General features: G+C 56.3%; 22 protein-coding genes and 1 pseudogene. 7 read left to right on the top strand and 16 right to left on the bottom strand.

What is annotated here, in order from left to right:
* Window position 1: 1 nt before the first annotated feature.
* A complete protein-coding gene (locus BFW87_RS00190; RefSeq protein WP_078738002.1) occupies window positions 2-256 on the top strand; it encodes a hypothetical protein in 255 nt (84 codons plus the stop codon).
* On the opposite strand, the gene BFW87_RS00185 is transcribed toward BFW87_RS00190, so the two are convergent.
* Window positions 242-2,545: an FdhF/YdeP family oxidoreductase gene (locus BFW87_RS00185; protein ID WP_078738001.1), complete on the bottom strand. Its 2,304-nt coding sequence runs from the start codon at window positions 2,543-2,545 to the stop codon at window positions 242-244. The two genes, BFW87_RS00190 and BFW87_RS00185, sit on opposite strands and share 15 nt — an antisense overlap.
* 178 nt (window positions 2,546-2,723) lie before the next feature.
* On the opposite strand from BFW87_RS00185, the gene BFW87_RS00180 reads away from it, so the two are divergent.
* Both BFW87_RS00180 and BFW87_RS31310 read left to right on the top strand, forming a co-directional pair.
* Window positions 2,724-3,650, top strand: a complete 927-nt coding sequence (locus BFW87_RS00180) for an NADP-dependent oxidoreductase (RefSeq protein ID WP_008438639.1) — start codon at window positions 2,724-2,726, stop codon at window positions 3,648-3,650.
* Between the two features lie 9 nt (window positions 3,651-3,659).
* A complete protein-coding gene (locus tag BFW87_RS31310; RefSeq protein WP_139372370.1) occupies window positions 3,660-3,839 on the top strand; it encodes a hypothetical protein in 180 nt (59 codons plus the stop codon).
* Between the two features lie 44 nt (window positions 3,840-3,883).
* Here the strand turns inward: BFW87_RS31310 and BFW87_RS00175 are convergent, their stop codons facing one another.
* The 9 genes and pseudogenes from BFW87_RS00175 to BFW87_RS00135 all read right to left on the bottom strand — a co-directional run bounded on the left by BFW87_RS00175 (window position 3,884) and on the right by BFW87_RS00135 (window position 8,727).
* A complete protein-coding gene (locus BFW87_RS00175; RefSeq protein WP_008438629.1) occupies window positions 3,884-4,123 on the bottom strand; it encodes a hypothetical protein in 240 nt (79 codons plus the stop codon).
* On the bottom strand, window positions 4,120-4,377 hold the full coding sequence (locus tag BFW87_RS00170) for a DUF6555 family protein (protein WP_078738000.1): 258 nt from the start codon (window positions 4,375-4,377) through the stop codon (window positions 4,120-4,122). The genes BFW87_RS00175 and BFW87_RS00170 overlap by 4 nt, the downstream gene beginning before the upstream one ends.
* 99 nt (window positions 4,378-4,476) lie before the next feature.
* Complete coding sequence (locus BFW87_RS00165; protein ID WP_008438627.1) at window positions 4,477-4,758, bottom strand: hypothetical protein; 282 nt, start codon at window positions 4,756-4,758, stop codon at window positions 4,477-4,479.
* A 27-nt stretch (window positions 4,759-4,785) separates the two neighbouring features.
* Entirely contained in the window at window positions 4,786-6,105 is a 1,320-nt protein-coding gene (locus tag BFW87_RS00160; protein ID WP_078737999.1) for an SDR family oxidoreductase, read from the bottom strand.
* 81 nt (window positions 6,106-6,186) lie between these two features.
* Window positions 6,187-6,953, bottom strand: a pseudogene (locus BFW87_RS00155) (OBAP family protein).
* Between the two features lie 86 nt (window positions 6,954-7,039).
* Window positions 7,040-7,576, bottom strand: a complete 537-nt coding sequence (locus BFW87_RS00150; RefSeq protein ID WP_217699395.1) for a cupin — start codon at window positions 7,574-7,576, stop codon at window positions 7,040-7,042.
* 28 nt (window positions 7,577-7,604) lie between these two features.
* Complete coding sequence (locus BFW87_RS00145; RefSeq protein WP_008438623.1) at window positions 7,605-8,060, bottom strand: hypothetical protein; 456 nt, start codon at window positions 8,058-8,060, stop codon at window positions 7,605-7,607.
* 116 nt (window positions 8,061-8,176) lie between these two features.
* Window positions 8,177-8,455: a hypothetical protein gene (locus BFW87_RS00140; protein WP_008438622.1), complete on the bottom strand. Its 279-nt coding sequence runs from the start codon at window positions 8,453-8,455 to the stop codon at window positions 8,177-8,179.
* A 17-nt stretch (window positions 8,456-8,472) separates the two neighbouring features.
* On the bottom strand, window positions 8,473-8,727 hold the full coding sequence (locus tag BFW87_RS00135) for a hypothetical protein (protein ID WP_008438621.1): 255 nt from the start codon (window positions 8,725-8,727) through the stop codon (window positions 8,473-8,475).
* A gap of 315 nt (window positions 8,728-9,042) precedes the next feature.
* Here BFW87_RS00135 and BFW87_RS00130 point away from each other — a divergent pair, with 315 nt between their 5' ends.
* Window positions 9,043-9,291: a hypothetical protein gene (locus BFW87_RS00130; RefSeq protein ID WP_008438620.1), complete on the top strand. Its 249-nt coding sequence runs from the start codon at window positions 9,043-9,045 to the stop codon at window positions 9,289-9,291.
* Between the two features lie 7 nt (window positions 9,292-9,298).
* Here BFW87_RS00130 and BFW87_RS00125 read toward each other — a convergent pair whose 3' ends face one another.
* Entirely contained in the window at window positions 9,299-9,535 is a 237-nt protein-coding gene (locus BFW87_RS00125) for a hypothetical protein (protein WP_176159685.1), read from the bottom strand.
* Window positions 9,536-9,735: 200 nt separating this feature from the next.
* Here BFW87_RS00125 and BFW87_RS00120 point away from each other — a divergent pair, with 200 nt between their 5' ends.
* Together BFW87_RS00120 and BFW87_RS00115 are read left to right on the top strand one after the other, a co-directional pair.
* Window positions 9,736-10,875 carry a glutathione-independent formaldehyde dehydrogenase gene (locus BFW87_RS00120; protein ID WP_078737997.1) on the top strand — a complete coding sequence of 380 codons (1,140 nt, stop codon included), beginning with the start codon at window positions 9,736-9,738 and terminating at the stop codon, window positions 10,873-10,875.
* A gap of 986 nt (window positions 10,876-11,861) precedes the next feature.
* Window positions 11,862-12,239 carry a Rho termination factor N-terminal domain-containing protein gene (locus BFW87_RS00115; RefSeq protein WP_078737996.1) on the top strand — a complete coding sequence of 126 codons (378 nt, stop codon included), beginning with the start codon at window positions 11,862-11,864 and terminating at the stop codon, window positions 12,237-12,239.
* A gap of 123 nt (window positions 12,240-12,362) precedes the next feature.
* Here the strand turns inward: BFW87_RS00115 and BFW87_RS00110 are convergent, their stop codons facing one another.
* The 4 genes from BFW87_RS00110 to BFW87_RS00095 form a co-directional block, all read right to left on the bottom strand.
* Window positions 12,363-12,620 (bottom strand): hypothetical protein, encoded by a 258-nt coding sequence (locus BFW87_RS00110; protein WP_008438611.1) that lies wholly within the window; start codon window positions 12,618-12,620, stop codon window positions 12,363-12,365.
* A 584-nt stretch (window positions 12,621-13,204) separates the two neighbouring features.
* Window positions 13,205-13,414: a hypothetical protein gene (locus BFW87_RS00105; RefSeq protein ID WP_071495989.1), complete on the bottom strand. Its 210-nt coding sequence runs from the start codon at window positions 13,412-13,414 to the stop codon at window positions 13,205-13,207.
* 119 nt (window positions 13,415-13,533) lie between these two features.
* Window positions 13,534-14,724: a hypothetical protein gene (locus BFW87_RS00100; RefSeq protein ID WP_078737995.1), complete on the bottom strand. Its 1,191-nt coding sequence runs from the start codon at window positions 14,722-14,724 to the stop codon at window positions 13,534-13,536.
* A gap of 83 nt (window positions 14,725-14,807) precedes the next feature.
* Entirely contained in the window at window positions 14,808-16,262 is a 1,455-nt protein-coding gene (locus BFW87_RS00095; protein WP_078737994.1) for a tyrosine-type recombinase/integrase, read from the bottom strand.
* Window positions 16,263-16,730: 468 nt separating this feature from the next.
* On the opposite strand from BFW87_RS00095, the gene BFW87_RS00090 reads away from it, so the two are divergent.
* The gene (locus BFW87_RS00090; RefSeq protein ID WP_078737993.1) at window positions 16,731-17,240 is read left to right on the top strand and encodes a hypothetical protein; all 510 of its coding nucleotides are present in this window, start codon (window positions 16,731-16,733) and stop codon (window positions 17,238-17,240) included.
* A 109-nt stretch (window positions 17,241-17,349) separates the two neighbouring features.
* Here BFW87_RS00090 and BFW87_RS00085 read toward each other — a convergent pair whose 3' ends face one another.
* Window positions 17,350-17,973, bottom strand: a complete 624-nt coding sequence (locus tag BFW87_RS00085) for a CatB-related O-acetyltransferase (RefSeq protein WP_078737992.1) — start codon at window positions 17,971-17,973, stop codon at window positions 17,350-17,352.
* Window positions 17,974-18,060: the final 87 nt, after the last annotated feature.

The raw sequence follows: 18,060 nt of genomic DNA, 5'->3' as shown, positions 1-18,060 counted from the left end.
GATGAGCAAGGCGGGCGCACTGAAGGTCTACGCCGGATTGCTGCTGCTGTTGGCGCTGCAGTCGCTGTGTGCAACGTTCTGGCCCCGACAGGGCGGTGTGGTCATGCTCGCCGCCGGTGCGCAGTTCCTGCTGTTGTTGCTGTTCTACCTGGGGCTTTACCGTCACCGCGGTTGGGCGCGCCTGTTTGGCTGGGTGTACCTGCTGTGGCTGCTGGTGATGGTGGTGTTTATCCTCGGTGAATCAGCCACCCGCTGAACTCAGGCGCACCGGCACCGACTTGGCCGCCGGCACTTTACTGCGTTCGGCGTGGTGCCAGAGCGGCACCAGCGGGTTGCACTCCGGGTAGTAGGCGGCGGCGCAGCCTTCGGGAATATCGTAGGCAATGATTTCGAACGGGCCGACCTGACGCTTTACCTCCGGCTCGATGGCGGTGGTCAACAGCACCTGCTCGCCGACCTTGAACCCCAGGCGCACGATGTCGTTGCAATGCATGAAAATCACTTCGCGCGTGCCGCTGACCCCGCGAAAACGGTCGTCATACCCATAGATGGTGGTGTTGAACTGGTCATTGCTGCGCAGCGTCATCAGTTGCAGCACGTCGCGCGCCGGTTCGGCGAGGTTGACGTCATCGTCTTCGGCCAGCGTCACGGGGGTGATGAACTGCGCCTTGCCCGTCGGGGTCAGCCATTCGCGTTGCGCGGCGGCAATCGGCCTGTGGAAACCGCCGGGCTCAGCCATGCGGGTTTCCATGTCATGAAAAATCTGCGGGTAGATCGTGCCGATGGCGGTCCTGACCGTCGAGTAATCGTCGCTCCAGGCTTGCCAGTCGATGCGGTTACCGGGCGCCAAGGCGGCCATGGCCAGGCCGGCGACGATGCTGGCTTCGGCGCGCACCTGCGGGCCGACCGGTTCGGCGCTGCCGTGCCAGCCGTGGATGCAACCGGTGCTGTCCTCGGTGGTGTAGGTTTGCGCCACGCCTTTTTGCCGGTCAATTTCTATGCGCCCCAGGCACGGCAGCAGCCACATATTTCGGGCGGGCAGCAGGTGGGTGCGATTGAGTTTGGTGGCGACCTGCACATTCAGTTCCAGCCCTTGCCACGCCGGCTCCATACGCGAGGTGTCGGGTATCGCCCGCAGGAAATTGCCGCCCAGCCCGATGAACCCGCGCACCTGTCCCTGCAGAATGCCTTCGCAGGCGTCCACGGTGCACAGGCCCTTTTGCGCCGGGACCTTGAAGCCGAAGTGCCGCTCGATCAGGTCCGCCGGGACCTTTTTCGGGTCTTCGGTGATACCCACGGTGCGCTGGCCCTGCACATTGGAATGGCCGCGCACCGGGCAGATGCCGGCGCCGGGTTTGCCGATATTGCCGCGCATCAGCATCAGGTTCACCAGCATCTGCACATTCGCCACCCCGTGCCGGTGCTGGGTCAGGCCCATGCCATAGACGAACATCACCCGTTGGCTGCTGGCGTACACCGTGGCGGCGGCTTCGAGTGCGCCGCGCGTGAGCCCGCTTTTGTGCTCCAGTTGCGCCCACGTGCAGTCACGCACGTAGGTGGTGAACGCCTCGAAACCTTCGGTGTGGGTGGCGATGAAGTCGTAGTCGAGCACGGCCGGTGTGCCGCGTTCAGTGGCGCAGTCATCCATTTCCAGCAGCGCCTTGGCGATGCCGGTGATGGCGGCCGTGTCCCCGCCGATCGCCACCTGGTGGTATTGGGTACTGATCAGGGTCGACTCGGGCGTGAGCATTTCGCTGGGCGATTGCGGATTGACGAAGCGCTCCAGCCCGCGCTCGCGCAAAGGGTTGAAGGTGATGATCGGCACGTCGCGCCGGCGCACGTCCTGCAATTGATGCAGCATGCGCGGGCTGTTACTGCCGACGTTCTGGCCGAAGAAAAACAGGCAGTCGGTGTGCTCGAAGTCGTCCAGGGTTACCGTGCCGACCGGCACGCCGATGCTTTCCTGCAAGCCGACTGAGGTGCTCTCGTGGCACATGTTGGAACTGTCGGGCAGGTTGTTGGTGCCGTAGGCCCGGGCGAATAACTGGTACATGAACGAGGTTTCCAGCGAGGCGCGCCCGGAGGCATAGAACACCACGCTGTCGGGCTCCATCGCCTTGAGCTGCACGCCAATTGCCTGATAGGCCTCGTCCCACGACGTCTCACGGTAGCGGTCGCTCTGCGGGTCATAACGCAACGGATGGGTCAGGCGGCCCTGTTGCTCAAGCGCATAGTCGGGCCAGTCGCGTAATTCACTGAGGGTGTGTGCGGCAAAAAACGCCGGGTCGGTCTTCATTGAGGTCAGCTCCCAGGCAGTGGCCTTGGCGCCGTTCTCGCAGAACTCCAACGCATGCGGGCGACCGGGTTTGGCCCAGGCGCAGCTGACGCAAGCGAACCCGTCGGGCTTGTTTTGCTTGAGCAGCGCAACGGGGGCCTTGATCAGGGCCTGTTCGCGCCACAGGATCTGCATCACCGATTTGGCCGAGCCCCAGCCTCCGCTCGCGTGGGTGTAGGGCTGGAAATGGGTCTTGGGATGAATGAGCATCGTGGCACTCCCGGGCGCTGGCTGGATAACCTTGGGACGGGCCGTCAGGGCAAAGGTTCGAGCGGAATGCCGGACGGGAGGTGCCGTTTGTCTGCGCTGCGCAACACCGAGTGAACCCATGGCCGCCGAGCGTCCTCCACACCCCTGTGTGTTCTGAAAAGACGAAGAGGTAAGTGGCATGAAAGCAATCAGGATTGAGCAATTTGGCGGCCCCGAGGTCATGCACGTACGCGAGGTCGAGGTGCCGGAACCCAAGGCGGGTGAGTTGCTGGTCAGGAATGTCTTTGTGGGTATCAACCCCGTGGACTACAAGATTCGCGAGGGTCAGTACCCTGAGGTCAAGCAGGACAAATTGCCGCTGACGTTGGGCCGGGAAGTCGCCGGGGTGATTGAAAAGGTTGGGCAAGGCGTCAGTGGTTTCAAGCCGGGCGACCGCGTGTTTGCCATGATCGGTGCCGACGGCGGTTATGCCGAGTACTCGCGGGTGCCTGCCGAGCATCTGGCGCTGATCCCTGAAGGCCTCGATTGGCCGTCCGCTGCCGGCGTGCCGCTGGCCGGGCACACTGCCTGGCAGGCCTTGGTCGAGCACGGTCAGCTCGAGCAAGGGCAAAAGGTGTTGATCCATGGAGGCACCGGTGGCGTCGGCCATTTCGCGGTGCAATTTGCCAAGGTCAAGGGCGCCGAAGTGTATGCCACCGCATCCACTGACAGCCTGCCGTTCCTGCGAGAGCTGGGCGTCGAACGCGCCATTGATTACAAGACCGAACGGTTCGAGGACATCTGCAAGGACTTCGACCTGGTTATCGATTTGATCGGCGGCGACACCCAAGCGCGTTCATGGCAGGTGCTTGGCGAGGGCGGGCGATTGGTCTCGACCCTGACCATGCCCGATGCGCACCATCCCCAGGCGGCAGGCAAGACCGGCACACGGTTCACCGCCGACCCGCGCGGTGAGGAACTGACCGAGATCGCCGGGCTGATCGCGGCGGGCAATGTGCAGGTGTATGTGGCCAAGACATTTGAACTGGAAGAGGCCAAGCAAGCATTGGACTTCCTTGCTAACGGACACGTGCACGGCAAAGTTGTATTGCACGTCAGCGATTGAGGAGGTGGTATGAGCGAGCATTCAAAACCCAGCCCAGGCACCCATGCCGGGCAAAAAGTACACCCTGAAACGGCCAAACGAAACGACAAATCGGAAAACCCGAATGTCGACCGCCCTTGGGAAGTCGAGGCCGAGCAGGGCGGCGTTGCCCCTGGCGGGCCTTCGAAAGACCCAGAGTCAGGGGCGTGACACCACGCTGGCGCGCCAGCCCTGTTTTCGGCAGGGCTGGCCGTTCATTTGCGCTTCGCGCGGTTAATACGCATCCACTCTTGGTACGCGGCGGTACGTTGCGCGTCCGCAATCTTCTTGGCCTCGATAAAGCGTGCCCAGGTGTGCGCATCACCTTGGTAGGTCCCGATAATTTTGTAGGCTATTGCATCCAGCCTATCGGCCTCGAAAAACATTTGGTGGGTGCGCGCCATTTCGTCATTCCAGGCCTGCCGGGATGTGTAACTGAGTAGTTGACCGCTCATTGCGATACACCCTCCGTCCACCGGATCGCTGCCGCGCCGCGCCAGTGCACGTCAGTGATGCCGTATTTTTCGGCCATCGGTTTGGAGACACGTTTGGGTTTTTGTTGGCCAAACTTAGGTATGACCGCGACGCCGGCATCGCAACTGGCCCAATGCCAGGCTTCGCCGTTGTCCATGCCCTGCGCCCGCACGATGAACGACTTGCGCTCACCGTGCAGTTGATAGCTGATCGTAAATAATTCGTTGTGGTTCATGAGGCCTCCTTATGCTCATGAACTACAGATTTTTGGCGTCAAAAAAAATTCAAAGAAATTGTTCGACAATTCGATGAGCGACACGACCTGCGAAAACCATCAGTCGTCCACCGTGAACGTCACCCAGCCCGGGCCAGTGTTCGGTCGTTCAATTTCGGCAATTACACCGCTCACGGAAGAGCCGTCGGGCAAGTTGACCGTGACAAAGTTGGGGTTGCCGGGCCAGTCGAGCGGGATCTCGAAGCTCAACCGCGCAAGCGTGGGTTTGCCGCTGCTGGTCAGGTGGATCGAGACGGACGCGTTCAGGCGTTCATCCGATTGTGTTCCCAGGTGCCGTGAGGCGGTAATCACACTGGCACTACCTTGGTAATCGTAAGGCATTAGGGCTACCTCATTTAACGAGAGCGGTCATTGTTGATGTTTGTTAGTTGATTGATAGCTGCGCGCAATCGCAACGCCGCCCAGTAACAACGCAGCGCCAACTGCTATGAGCAGAAAGGGCGCGGGTCGGTTGGCTTGGCGCCATCCCCCCTCTACCCGGCGTTGCCCCGCGGAAGCGCTAAACAGGTTGCCCGACGAGGTATCGGCTTGGGGGCTACGACCCAGCGCGAAGCGCGTCAGCCAGCCGGAAAGCTGTGCGAAGCCCGGCACCAGGAAGTGTGCAACCCGAGCGGCTATTGCAGCGCCGCCCACGGTGGTGCTTTTGCGAGGCTGGAGCGCACAGGCAACCATCGCCTCTGCCACCTGCTGAGGGTCATACACTGGGGATGGCGACTTCAGTGCATGACCAGTGAAGTTGGCGCCATCCCGAAAGCCTGGCGTGTCCATCACGGCCGGGTAAATGTCGCACACGTGAATATTCGACAGCCCTGTCAACTCTGCGCGCAGCGCTTCGCTGAGGCCACGCAGGCCGTATTTACTCGCCGAATAGGCGACGGCGTAGGGCTGGGCAACCCAACTACCGAGTGACAGTGTGTTGATCAGGATGCCGGCCTTTTGTGCCTTGAAATACGGCCATGCCACGTAGGCACCGCGCAGGTAACCCAGCAAGTCTGTCTGCAGCACCTGTTCGTGGGCTGCCAGGGGCGTGTCTTCAAAGCTGCCTACGGCGCCCACGCCGGGGTTGTTGATCCAGATATCGATACGGCCATGACCGAACGCAGCGGCCTTGGAGGCCAGGGCCCTCATCTCATCGCTGTGGATCACGTCGGTCTTGACCGCAACCGCCTCGGCGCCGCGTGCGGCACATTCTTCGACGACGTTGGCCAGCGCGCTGTCGTCCCGGGCGGCAAGCACCAGACGTGCGCCTTGCTCGGCGAAGGCGTGCGCGGCGGCACGGCCAATCCCGCTGGAGGCACCCGTAATCACTACGGTCTTACCGAGCAGTTGCCCGCTTATTTTAGCCGGGGAGGGTGAGAGTTCGGGCTGATCGCTGGGAGGCTGCACATGCACCTGCGCGGTATGCAACTTCAGCCGCGCGCCATCGTTCATTAACAGGGTCAGGTCATCGATAACGCCTGTGACCCGGTCTGGAAAAACCTGTTCTCCCGACGCATCGAGTTCGTCGTACAAAAACGTCTGGCCTTCCAGCCACCCGACCGCCGTCATCAGTTCCGGGCCGAGGTAGTATTTTCCATCGAGGAAAAACCCGCCGAAATTGTGGGTTCGCTCCAGGTTGTGCACAGCATACCGTTCGCCGGGCTTCATGCCGGTTGCTGAGTCGATCATCACGACATCCTCCATTCACGTGTTTTGCGATAGAGAAGGCGGCGTAAATGATCGTTCCATCGGAATGACCGAAAGGCACTGTCAGTGGGCGTGCGGCGGCGCGGTCGGGTCGACGATCTGAATGATGTTGCCCTGACGCCAGGCATCTGCGCCTGGCGTCAGGGCGGTGCGACGATGTCTGTGCGTGCCTGTTTTTTCCGGGCGCTGTCGATCCCCATCCGCTGGTCCCGCTCAGCGACCATGTGTGCGTCCGCCTGCCCATCGGCGGTGAAGCCCATCATCAGTTGAGGCATGCCCAAGGGCAGGCGTTTGTTGAGGTCGGTATGCCAGGTGTGCCAGGTTTTGCCGTAGGTATGCACCAGCTTTTCCATCAGGGCATGCTCGGCTACCGCAGGGATCCCTGGTGCGACCAGTTGACCCGATTTCACTTCATGCACATGGCTGTGCCACAACGCTTTCTCCGGCGTGGGCAGGCCTTTGAACAGCGCTTCACTGATGATGTATTCCACACCCATCAGCTTGGCGTCCTTGCGATTGCCGTCATAGATCACACACTGGATCACCTCCTCGTTGAGAATCGCGCAGTAATGATGGGCTTCCATCTGCACATCGGGATGCCCGTTGTAGAAGTGGAAACCATCCAGGTAGGCGTTCAGTGCGTCTATCGGCGGACGCGACTGCAACAGGGCGCCGCCGGCCTCCAGCGTTTGTGTGCTTGGGGTTTCAGGCTTGCCGGGTGCTTCGACGTTTGAGGGTGAAGTGTTGCCGGCGCATGCGCTGAGCAGGGCAAGGAGCGCGGCCAGGCAAAGTGAGGCGGCAGCCCGCGGCGTTCCAGTGTCAAGCCTCATAGGTTCCATCCTGTTGCGTGCGTTCAAATTGAAAGGTTAAAGCCGGCCCTAACCGCCTACTGTTCGCGCAGCTTGGGTGCGCAGGGTTAGCCGGTACGTCGACCTATCCAAAGGCCGCGATACGTCTCGTCATCACCCTTTACGGGACTTTGATCAGGAAACGGCAGCTGTTTGATCCTCGCCAACTGCGCCTGGCTGGGCGCTTCGCGACAGATGTCCGCATGCTGGCCCGGCGGGTAAGCGCCTACCACCAGGAAGTTTTCGCTGGCGCTGATATTGCGGTGCCCGGTCCCGACGGGCAGCAGCAGGACATCTCCAGCGCGCACCTCCAGAACATGCCCGTTAAGGCCACCAAGCATCAGTTGGGCATGGCCTGTCGCGATACCAAGCACCTCATGCCCTTCGGTATGGTAGTGGTGATAGTCATAAACCCGACTGCGCCACTTGGGCGGCCAGCCCTGAGTGGTGAACATTTCCTCAAAGCGCGTGGCCAGGTCGACGAGCTGTGGTGATAGCACTTGGGTGTACACGAGCACCGGGAGGTCAGAGTTGTTCGGCACGGGGTGATTGGGCTCGAACATCAGGGACGTTGGCGTCGGTGAATCAGTCTTAGAAACAGTCATCTAAAAACTCCGATTGAGCGTGTGACGGCTATTGGGCTGACTGCCATGTCCACTGCCCGCCGTCTTTTTCACAATCGACTTTGGCCTGTTTGAGATCCTGAGCGGCATAGTGGTAAGTCACCACCCGGGCATTGTTGGGGAGCATAGCCCCGGCATGACCGGGAGCTTTGGACGTTGCATGAGGATTGGCAAGCGCCTCCTGGGTCAACGTGGCCTTGCAACTGGCGGAAAAGTCGCCGGGACATTGGGCAACCCTGGTTTTTTGCGTGGCCAACATGTCAGTGTGTTCGTTGCTACACGACCAATCGATGTCATCTGCCGGCACACCTTCGTAGGCGTAACAGGTGTGTTGTTCAACCATGGGTACCTTGTCACTTTGAGGGCGCGTAACCACATCGCAGCCGGCAGCCAGGGCCGAAGAGGTGGCCAAAACGAACATTAAAGCCATCGATGCCTTCAGCGCAGTGACGGATGACGTTTTCATCGATACTTTCCTCGCAGTTAAGACCGGTTATCCGGCTTGCTGGAGCCTCTCGCTTGCTTGCGGTTGAGCCGGTATGCCGCATAACGTCAATGCGTTGCTGCGGGACATTTTTGCTTTCACGGCTGTATTTCAATTGCCACTAGCAGTTCACCTGGGGGCAATGGTTGCACGTCCTTGATGAGGCCATGGCAGGCAACACCGTCCCATTCGAACGCAATCGTATGGGCATCCTTTAACCGCGAGGGCCATGGCGGAGTCAGCCGCAACTGCCACCCGGAAGCAGTACGCGCGACATGTGCCATGCACTCACAGGTAAGCGCATTCACACCGAACAGTGTGTCTTGAAGGTAGTCGATCTTGATGACCCGCGCGGTGGCTTCAATAAAATCAGACATAAAAAGACCTCGCATTTCTACCCTGTGGACGACAGTCGGGAAGACTGTCTGGACATCACCATTTCTTCCAATATTTCACGGATGAGCCTGGTGACTCCCTGTTCTCCGTGATACCGGGCGCGATCGATGTTGGCGATGGTGAATTGGTCAGCGCCATGTGCCAACACGGTGATGGACAAGGTGCCATCCGGATTGATTTTGCACTTCACCCCGCAATTAGGCAGGCGGGTCGAAAGGGCTATCTCAATTTCCATTTTGGTCAGTGTGTCCATTTGATCACCGTGCTTGAAGATTTGGACACCCCAAGGCTAGCTCAGAATATATTTACGTAAATACTGGCGCGGTGGTGGCACTGGAGTGCGGGCGCCCCTTGTCGAGATCGGGTTAAGTCCGAATATCCAGCTGACTTAAACCTTTCGCGTTCGCGCAGTGTCGATTGCTGAAGACACTTGGCAAGGTGGAGGGATATCAATGATAGGGGGGTGTGATTTCTGCCCAAAACGTACCTGGCTTCCCTATGCCTACCATGCCCCCCACGGAGTTGAACCTTCCATGAGTTCAGCTCTCAGCCCCGGAAGGGGTGATGTGTGGATCTGATTGACTGGGTGCAATGGCCAGCCATGGTCGTGACGGTCATCTCGGCCTGGTTTATCGGATCTCAACGACCGCGCCGACGCATGATTGCTTTCTGGGGCTTCATCCTCAGCAATGCGCTGTGGGTTGTTTGGGGATGGCACGCAAATGCTTTCGGTCTGATTACGCTCGAGTGCATTTTGCTGGGCATGAACGCTCGCGGGTTCAGGAAAAATCAACGCGGCAACCGGGCCTCCGGTTGAATCGCGATTACTGACTCTGAAAATTCTTCTTAAACCCGCGCAGGTTCATCGAACAGAGGCAGATCTGCAGCACGATCAATGCATAGGCCCCAGCGTAAGCACCCCATATAACCCAAAGAATATTGCTCAATATGAAGCAGAAGAACCCCGCCATTCTTCTCGCCGGGCGTTGAGAGCCGATAAGCCACGCCGCGACCACTGTTACTGCCATGGCAGGCCACTGAACCCAGTCCAGATAACTCAAGACAACTCCTCCAATCAATCTCCTAACGGTTTAGATGAGAGAGGGACGTACGGGCGAATAATTCAGACTTTTTTGATCGGATCTGAGAATTACCGCTCGTCAGGCTGCAGGTGGATTTCTTGAACATACGATTTCCTCTTCCGGACAGATAAACATGCGCTGACGAAAATTCCCTTTCGTCTTGCCTCTGGGAGAACGCAATGAAAGCTATTGTTTACAACGGCCCTCGTGACGTCAGTGTGCAAAATGTACCGGACGCTAAGATCGAAAAGCCTACCGATGTTTTGGTGCGCGTAACCGCCACCAACATCTGCGGATCTGATCTGCACATGTACGAAGGCCGAACCTCGTTTGAAGCTGGAAGAGTTTTTGGGCATGAGAATTTGGGCGAGGTGATTGAAGTTGGTGTAGGGGTTGATCGGGTCAAGATAGGCGACCGAGTTTGCTTGCCGTTCAACATCGGCTGCGGTTTTTGCGAAAATTGTGAGAAGGGCCTGACCGGTTTTTGCCTGACGGCTAACCCAGGGAGTGCCGGTGCGGCCTATGGGTTTGCCGACATGGGACCCTATCAAGGCGGGCAGGCTGAGCTGCTTCGAGTGCCGTACGCCGACTTCAACTGTCTGGTGTTGCCCGATGACGCACAAGAGCGTGAAGAGGACTACGTCATGCTATCTGACATTTTCCCTACGGGTTGGCATGCGACCGAGTTGGCCGGCCTGCTTCCTGGAGAAAGCATCGCCATCTACGGCGCCGGACCGGTGGGATTGATGGCAGCCCATTCAGCCATGATCAAGGGCGCCTCCCAAGTCTTTGTGGTCGATAACCATCCTGACCGTTTGAAGCTGGCCGCTCAGATTGGCGCCACGCCCATCAACTCGCTCGAAAAGGAAGCAGTGGATCAAATATTGAATCTGACCCATGGCAAAGGCACGGATCGCGGCTGTGAGTGTGTGGGTTACCAATGCTGCGATCGCAACGGTCATGAAGTAAATCACCTGACCATGAATAACCTTGTCGCTTCAACCAAAGCCACCGGCGGGATCGGCGTTGTAGGCGTATTCGTTCCGCAGGATCTAGGTGCAAAAAATGAGCTGGCAAAGGCGGGAAAGATGGCCTTCGACTTCGGTGCCTTTTGGTTTAAGGGCCAGCAGATTCGAACCGGCCAGGCCAATGTCAAGGTCTACAACCGCCGCCTTGCCGAGCTCATTCACCATGGACGTGCTAAACCTTCTCAGATCATTTCTCACCGTCTCAAGCTCGCTGAGGGCCCAGATGCTTATAAGCATTTCGACGCACGTGACGATGGCTGGACGAAGGTCGTGCTCAAACCAGCAGTGTGAGCTGATTAGCCAATTCTTTGCCGGCTGGTATCGGAATGGTTTTTTGTGAAGATAAATCTCTTTGCTTACTGAAGTGTATTGAGCGCTTAGAGTCAAGGCAGTTTGAGGGGGGATGTTCAAAAGCCGTCATAAGTTCGCCATTGCGCTCTCGACAATCGGGGGGGCAGTGTTTATTGGAAGATCCACTCGTGAGCCGGACAAACTTTCTGTTTCTCCGCTCGCCTTGAGTGGCACAAAGAGGATGTTACGTACTTTTTACCGAGATGCAGAAGGTGCTGAATAAGCTTGCTGGTTTTGATGGCTACTAGCCATTCAAAAATTATTCCGGCTGAGGTGCGTCAACGACCAACGATGGCTGATGCCGTTAAAGGCGCAGGTATGAGTGGAGAACAAGCTGTACCTAGGTGCGACGCGCGAGCGTTCGGCACCTCAGTAGTGGAAAAAAGCACAGCACGCCTAAGTTTATGGTGGCTCCCGCTTAAAGTCGGACTTTGAAAAGTAAGCTAAATGGGGTGCGATGATCGGTCTGAAATCTCGTGCCTTTTATGAACCACTTGCTGGAAGGTGAACGATCATGAAAAGGTTATCTATTTGTTTAGCTTTGTGCAGCGCCTTCATGCTTCATGGATGTTTTGACAACGCCGATAAGGCAACGAAAGGCAATTCGAGTGGCACGAAGTCTTCTGTACAGATGCAAGAGGGCAGGGCCGATGATAATGAGTAGTGATTGATGGTCCGGGCGGTCGTTAATCGCTTAGGCCAAAGACATATACATCAATTAATGGTGATTGAGATGAATTGCCTGATTTGGTTAGGCGCTGCTAAACGAGTGATGTGCCCATATTAATGATGAGGCTTTCTAGCCCGAAGGCAGTTGACATTGGCAATGGTGTTCGAGAAACCTTTTATCGGTTGGCCTGAACCCGGTTTCGTTTCGGCGCTCTACAGTTTTAGGCGGATTGCTTAGCAACTAGGAGGATGGAACTATGCCACGTGGGAATAAAGATAAGTACACCGACAAGCAAAAACGTAAAGCAGAACATATTGAAGATAGCTACGAGGCAAAAGGGGTGTCCAAAGATCAGGCCGAAAGCCGTGCTTGGGGAACAGTAAATAAACAATCAGGTGGCGGTAACCGGAAGGGTGGCTCTGGCCAGAAGACAAGCGGAGCTACAAAAGCTAAAGCCCGAGAATCATCAGTCCTGCGAGCTGCAGCGACACGACGAGCGGTCCCGCGTCCTGATCAGCTATTAGAGGACATGAGCAAAAATGAGCTGATGGACCGAGCTCGTAAACACCGGATAGCAGGACGCTCGACTATGCGTAAAAGTGAACTGATTGACGCACTGAATGATGTGCGTTAGGGGGGAGGGGAGCGATGCATTGGAAACGATTTGCAAGTCGACGGACCAGTCTAGGCAGACACAGATATTAACCGTGTCGACGGCAGTCCAGGCAATATAAAGGTGTCTCCAGATCTGGGGAAGTTATCTTGGAATTTTGGTGTTCTCTTGTGAAGAAGCCAGTTCAAACATGCGCTTTTCAAATGCGACTCGGAACACAATACATAAATTATCCGCGTCGAGTCGGCTTAACTTTCCATGAGCTTCCGAACCCCACAACAGAGCATGCATAGAAAAATCAAGCTTGATTGCCTCTAATCGGCTGGTTGCCGTAGCGATCTTGGAAAGTAACTCGAAGGCTTCTAGGCTGTTTGAATGCAGCTCATTTTTCTCGTCGTTCATGGCTTACTTTCCCTGCATCATGATGCATACGATTGAATGACGAGTGTACGCCCATTTGCACAACACAGTACCAGCCCTTTTTAGCAGGGTGGATGGCGCCCATTCAGACCTGTTGGGAACGTCTCCCAGTCAACACATACACAAGATCACTTCAATTTTAGCTAATAGAGCAAGATACAAAGCGCTCGACTTCGCTTACTCTCCTCATACTTATATTGCGTATTTACCAAAACACCGCCCACCTTAGCCAAAGCAGCCTGCGTGTATTCCAATCGCACACGCTCTTCCCTAAGTCGCTTACTAGTATCGCTCATAAACGTCTCTTTTCTAATCGGAAATGCGTCGAACGCTGATCGCTCGTATTCTGATTAATGCCGGTCAGGCGATTTTCAAACTGGGTCCTCAAGCACACTATTTTTTCCGTATATAAATAAAAAACCGCGAAGCCCAGTATTTGTTTAGAAAAATCATGATGTTGCGTTTTCGTAATTCAGCGATGAAGGAGAAGTTCCAGCACTCCGTAGTATCTAGAAACTCAGTACTGTACTGAGTGTTCGCAATGACTTGCGACTCTCCAGACGACGTCACTCCGGCGCCATCAGCACCGCGAGTGTCATTTTGATGAACTCTTCGTTTTTGCTGATTGTGTCAAGTGCACCGCGAACATTCTCGGCTACTTCAGCAGACCCGCGATGCTCGACCCAAAGTGTTAGCTCCATGATGGCAGCTTCGAGGGCGAGTTGGTTTTGATTGATCTTGAAAAGCAGGGAAGGGAGCAGGTCTGAATTGGTCATTGGTTATTCTCCGTGTGAGGACAGCGTAGCAGTAGGGAAATTTGCGATGACCAATTCTCTAAACGTTGCGATTAGGGCCCATTCAAAGTCGTGTTTCCTGAGGTCTACATCGTTGCCGACTACTCAGACCACCAACCTTTCTCCGCCTGTCCGTAGTGTGAGCCACTGAACCAGCTTTCTAGCTCTACCTCCAACGTGGTAATGAATGCCAGATTCCCCTTCAAAGGATCCAAGAGATCAGCCTGCTTGCGAGCCCAGTCGATCCAAGGATTTACCATTTCTTGATCTGCGATCGGGGCAATTTTCAGCCGATCTTCCACCGCTTTTATGAAGGCTCGTAAGCGCTCGGCTCGTTCCCATCGCTCAGTATGTTTAACGACGCTCAGTCTGAGGCGACGTTGAGTCTCTGTTGTACGGGCTCGTTCAAGACGTCGTCTTTCATCTTCAGCCCATTCACGATTTCTTGCCTCCTCTTTCTCTCTGAGGACCTTGATAGAAACTGATGCGGAATTTAAGCCCGCCAGGATGCTAGAAAGTTTTTTCTCGAGCGGCGCGGTCTTGGTGTCCTTCCAGTTTTTCCGTTCTCCGTAATCCATCCGCGCTTCGATCTGAAACGTCAGTTCGCCCGTTGAGGCCCATTCAAACTGTGGGCGTCGCAGGGACATGAAATTAGGCTCCCATGGAGCACCTGGGCGGCGTTTTGGGGGCGGTGGCGGTGGGATCGGATGTTTGTCTAATCGCTCCACGAGTCGCACAGATATGGGCTCATCGTTGACCGTGATGACTGTTTTTCCTTCAGCGTTGATCTTCCATGAACAACCTTCAGCCTGACCCTCTTTGATCAATGCATCAAAAAGGATTGCGCAGCGTTCTATCAATGTCGATGAAATCATCACATTCAAGACGCGCTTGCCTGCGTAATTGAGGTAGCCGTCCTTGACCTTCGACGTTTTTGCACTCTTTAGCCATTGACTCACTAGCGCGTGAGGCTCGGATAATTGATAGGGGGCTTCAATCGTTCGCCGGACTATAGGTGAGTTCAAATCAGTGCCAGTCGCGATGAGCGAGTTGTCACGGTTGAGCACTTGGAATCGGACATTGCCTTCGACCTGAGGAGGTTTGGGTTTGCGTTGTCGCTGCTTTTCCGATTTGGCCCAATGGCCACGCCCAGGGAGAGGGATGCCGGCTTTGCGACAAGCTTTGGCGACGGCGACGTCGGAAACACCAATTTCGTGGGCCAGTTTGACCATGGGTGTTTGCCATACTTTTTCGAACAGTTCCTTGACGGTAAAACTCACGAATGTGTACATGCAATCTGCCACCTTTGCTCATCGCCAATTATGGATCACAGCAGGGGGACGTTAAATTCCGGTGAACGCAGGGTGAAACAGCCCTATGAGGATGTCCGGGGCTCTTTCGTCGTGTACGCTGGAAAAGACAACTTCGACTCGTTTGGCGTGTGCTCGTAGGTCGAGGACAGCACCGCACTGAGTCGATCGCCCAGCAGGTTCCAGGCGTTTTTCTTCTCGTCGGCATAGTCGTGATGCAAGTAGTGGCGTCTCACCCGAGAGCCGGCCAGTACATGATTTTGGCAGCGATCAATGACGTCCAGGCTAACGCCTAAGGCTTGCATCATGGTCGCCCCCGTGCGGCGCAAGTCATGCGGCGTCCAGTCGCCGTTTTGGCCGTCGGCAAGGACCAGGGTATCGTCATGGCACCGTCTGGAGAGGGCCTTGCGGTTTTTGAACCGGGCTTGACGGTCACCCACCTGCTTGCTCACCACTTTCACGTCCACATGTCCGTCATCCTGCTTGTTCGGAAAGCACCACTGGGAGTCTCCCGTCAGGGTTTTGAGCTCTTGAAAGAAATGCAAGGCGAAGGGGGAGAGGAAGACATGGTGGTCCTGTTTCTTGCCCCGGGTGCCTTTGACGTTTTCGCTGGGGAGGAACCAGGTCTGCCGGTCCAGATCGACATTCTTCCATTCGGCCTGGAGCAACTCACCAATCCGGCACAGCGTGCCCAGGCTAATCCAGAGCGCGAGTTGCGTTTCCTTCTTTAGCGGTCGAATGCCGTCGTATTTTTGGCCCGCGGGGAGGGCGTCGTAATCGGCAGTCATTTGCTGGAAGCGGGTGTGCAGTTCCAACAGCTCAGCCGGGGAAAGGATCCGGCTTCTTTCCGCTTCGTAGTCGGCAGGGATCAGGGGGGAGATGTCGACCAGTTCCGTCGGATCCCCCTCCACCAGTAACGCCCGCCAAGGTTGGCGCTTTCTAGCCCAGCTGAACATCTGGGTGAGGTCGGCGAAGAAGCTGATGGCTTGACGGTGAGCGCCGCGGTTGACCACGGTGCGGATCAGCGCCCGAATATCGTGTTCCGAAACATTGTTCACCGCGGTCTTGCCGAGTGCTGGGTAAAGGTCCTTACTAAAGCGCCGTTGCAACTCGGCATTGCCATCTTTGCGCGCCACGCCGTCCAACAGCCAGGCTTTGGCCAGATCCTGGACGGTCAGCGTTTGCACCTTCGCCGTTTTTACCTGCTCGGCTTCTGCGTTCGTTGCGGCATGCGCCTGTGCCTTGGCGGTTTTCTTGTGTTCGTTGGGATTGATCTGCTCATCGATGAGCGCACGTGCCTGGTTGCGGGCCTTGCGTATGTCCGTCAGGGATTTGCGCGGCCAGGTTCCGCAGGCGTACTCTTTGTTCTGGTCGCCCCAGCGATACCGATAGAAAAAGCTGACCGACACACCGTCCTTACGCACGGAAATTCGACCGGCGAGATTGCCATCCTCCCTGACGATGCGGCCGGCATCATTGGCGGTCAGCGACTCGAGTTCTTTGATGGTAATTTTGGCCATGAAACGGACTCCCCCTACTTTTACCCCCACAAAAACGTCGGCTCTTGATGGACGTTACTGGACTCTCGTAGAGCAGAACACCGCTGGAGCTCAAGTAAATACTAGCTTAGAAAAATCCAGAGTAAAATTTTGGAAGCTTTCAAGAAGTATGAAAAAGGAGATGGGGTGCTAGGGGTCGAGTGTTCGAATCACTCCGTCCCGACCATTATTCCTGAATTAAATCAAACACTTAAGTCGATCATATAGATCGGCTTTTTTGTGCCTGCGCAAAACTACTGGGTGATTTCATTGATACCCTGTTCGGGAACTGCCTCGGGCCAAACGATTTCTTCATCGTCTCGCTTGTAGTCATTGGTCACGCCCTCGCTCACATGGCCCACAAAGCTTCTCTCAGCCCTCTTGCGTAAGCGCCGGCACGTCTGTTCATAAATTAAATGTTATTCGACAAACGTCTAGTAGAACCACAGGATGAAAAGTGCTTCAGGCGATCAACTGCCGGCACATTACCCCGCCCATCCTGAGAGCATTTTCATGAAAAAACTCGCTTCAGTTGTAGCCGCTTCCCTCTGCCTGATCGCTGGCGCCAGCCATGCGGCGGAAGCAAAAACCACCTTCAAGCCGTTTTCTGGCGTTGATATCAGTGGTGTGTATGAATGTGTGGGCACGGACGTGCACGATGGCGAAGGCAAAAGTGAGATGACACTGACACTCGACAGCAAGTACAGCTCGGGTAAATTCGGTGGTTATAAAGCCAAGGTCGAAGCCGATGGAGCGCTTGTCTACAACGGTTCCGTCGTCGCTGACCGTGATCATTTAGCGATGAACTTCGTCAACGTCGATCCTTCCAAAAAGGACTTTGGCGTGGCGTTGGCGAAAGTCAGCAGCCCGTCCAAAGGAAAGTTCAAGATCGAAAAGACCTACTACGAGCCTGAATACATGGGCGGTGGCAACGGTGTTGAGACCTGCACCTCGAAATAATACGGTGATGCGCGGTGTTCAGGATGAGTCGCTGCTGTACTGAATTGATCGATAACCCAGCCAGATAGTTATCTGCCTGGGTTTTTTCATGCCCGGCTTTAGATACGCTTCACTTGCGCGGACGTTGCTTTACGTACTCCACAAACGGCGCAAGATCCGTACTGCACAGTAAATGCGCGACCCTCAACACTTCCTCCTGCGGCCAGTCCCACCACGCTGACTGTTCCAGCATCACGCGGGTCGGCTCATCAAAACGCCAGCGGATATGCTTGGCTGGGTTGCCGCCGACGATGGAGTAGGGCGCGACATCCTTGGTCACCAGTGCGCCTGCTGCCACGACCGCGCCATTGCCAATCGAAACGCCCGACAAAATCTTCGCGTGCGAGCTGATCCAGCAGTCGTTGCCGATGGTCACGTCGCCTTTGCTGCCACCAAAGTCCGTAATGTGCGCGACGCTGTCGACCTTGGCCGGAAAGGGGTAGCAGCTGAGCCAATCGGTACGGTGGTGGCCACCCAGAAACACTTCGACATTGCCAGCAATGGAGGTGTAGGCGCCCACGCGCAGGGTTGTGCCTTCATGCCAGTCGTGAACTTTCAGGTCGCCGTAGGTGCCGACGCCAAAACTGTACGCGGGATAACGGTTGCGCAGTTTTTGCGTAGCGCGCTCCAGGGGGGGGAGTGCGCGCAACGCTTTGCGCGCTTGGTGTTCGCGCCATTTACGCAATAGCTTCATGCGTCGAGCCTTCTTGCAGGGATTGAAATCAGGCCGCCATCCTGAGCAATGGGGGCCCTCTATGCAAGACGAAAAAAATTGGCGAAA

This window comes from Pseudomonas fluorescens (assembly GCF_002022275.1).
GTDB classification, from domain to species: Bacteria; Pseudomonadota; Gammaproteobacteria; order Pseudomonadales; family Pseudomonadaceae; genus Aquipseudomonas; species Aquipseudomonas fluorescens_AJ.
This window is presented reverse-complemented; position numbering and strand designations above follow the sequence as displayed.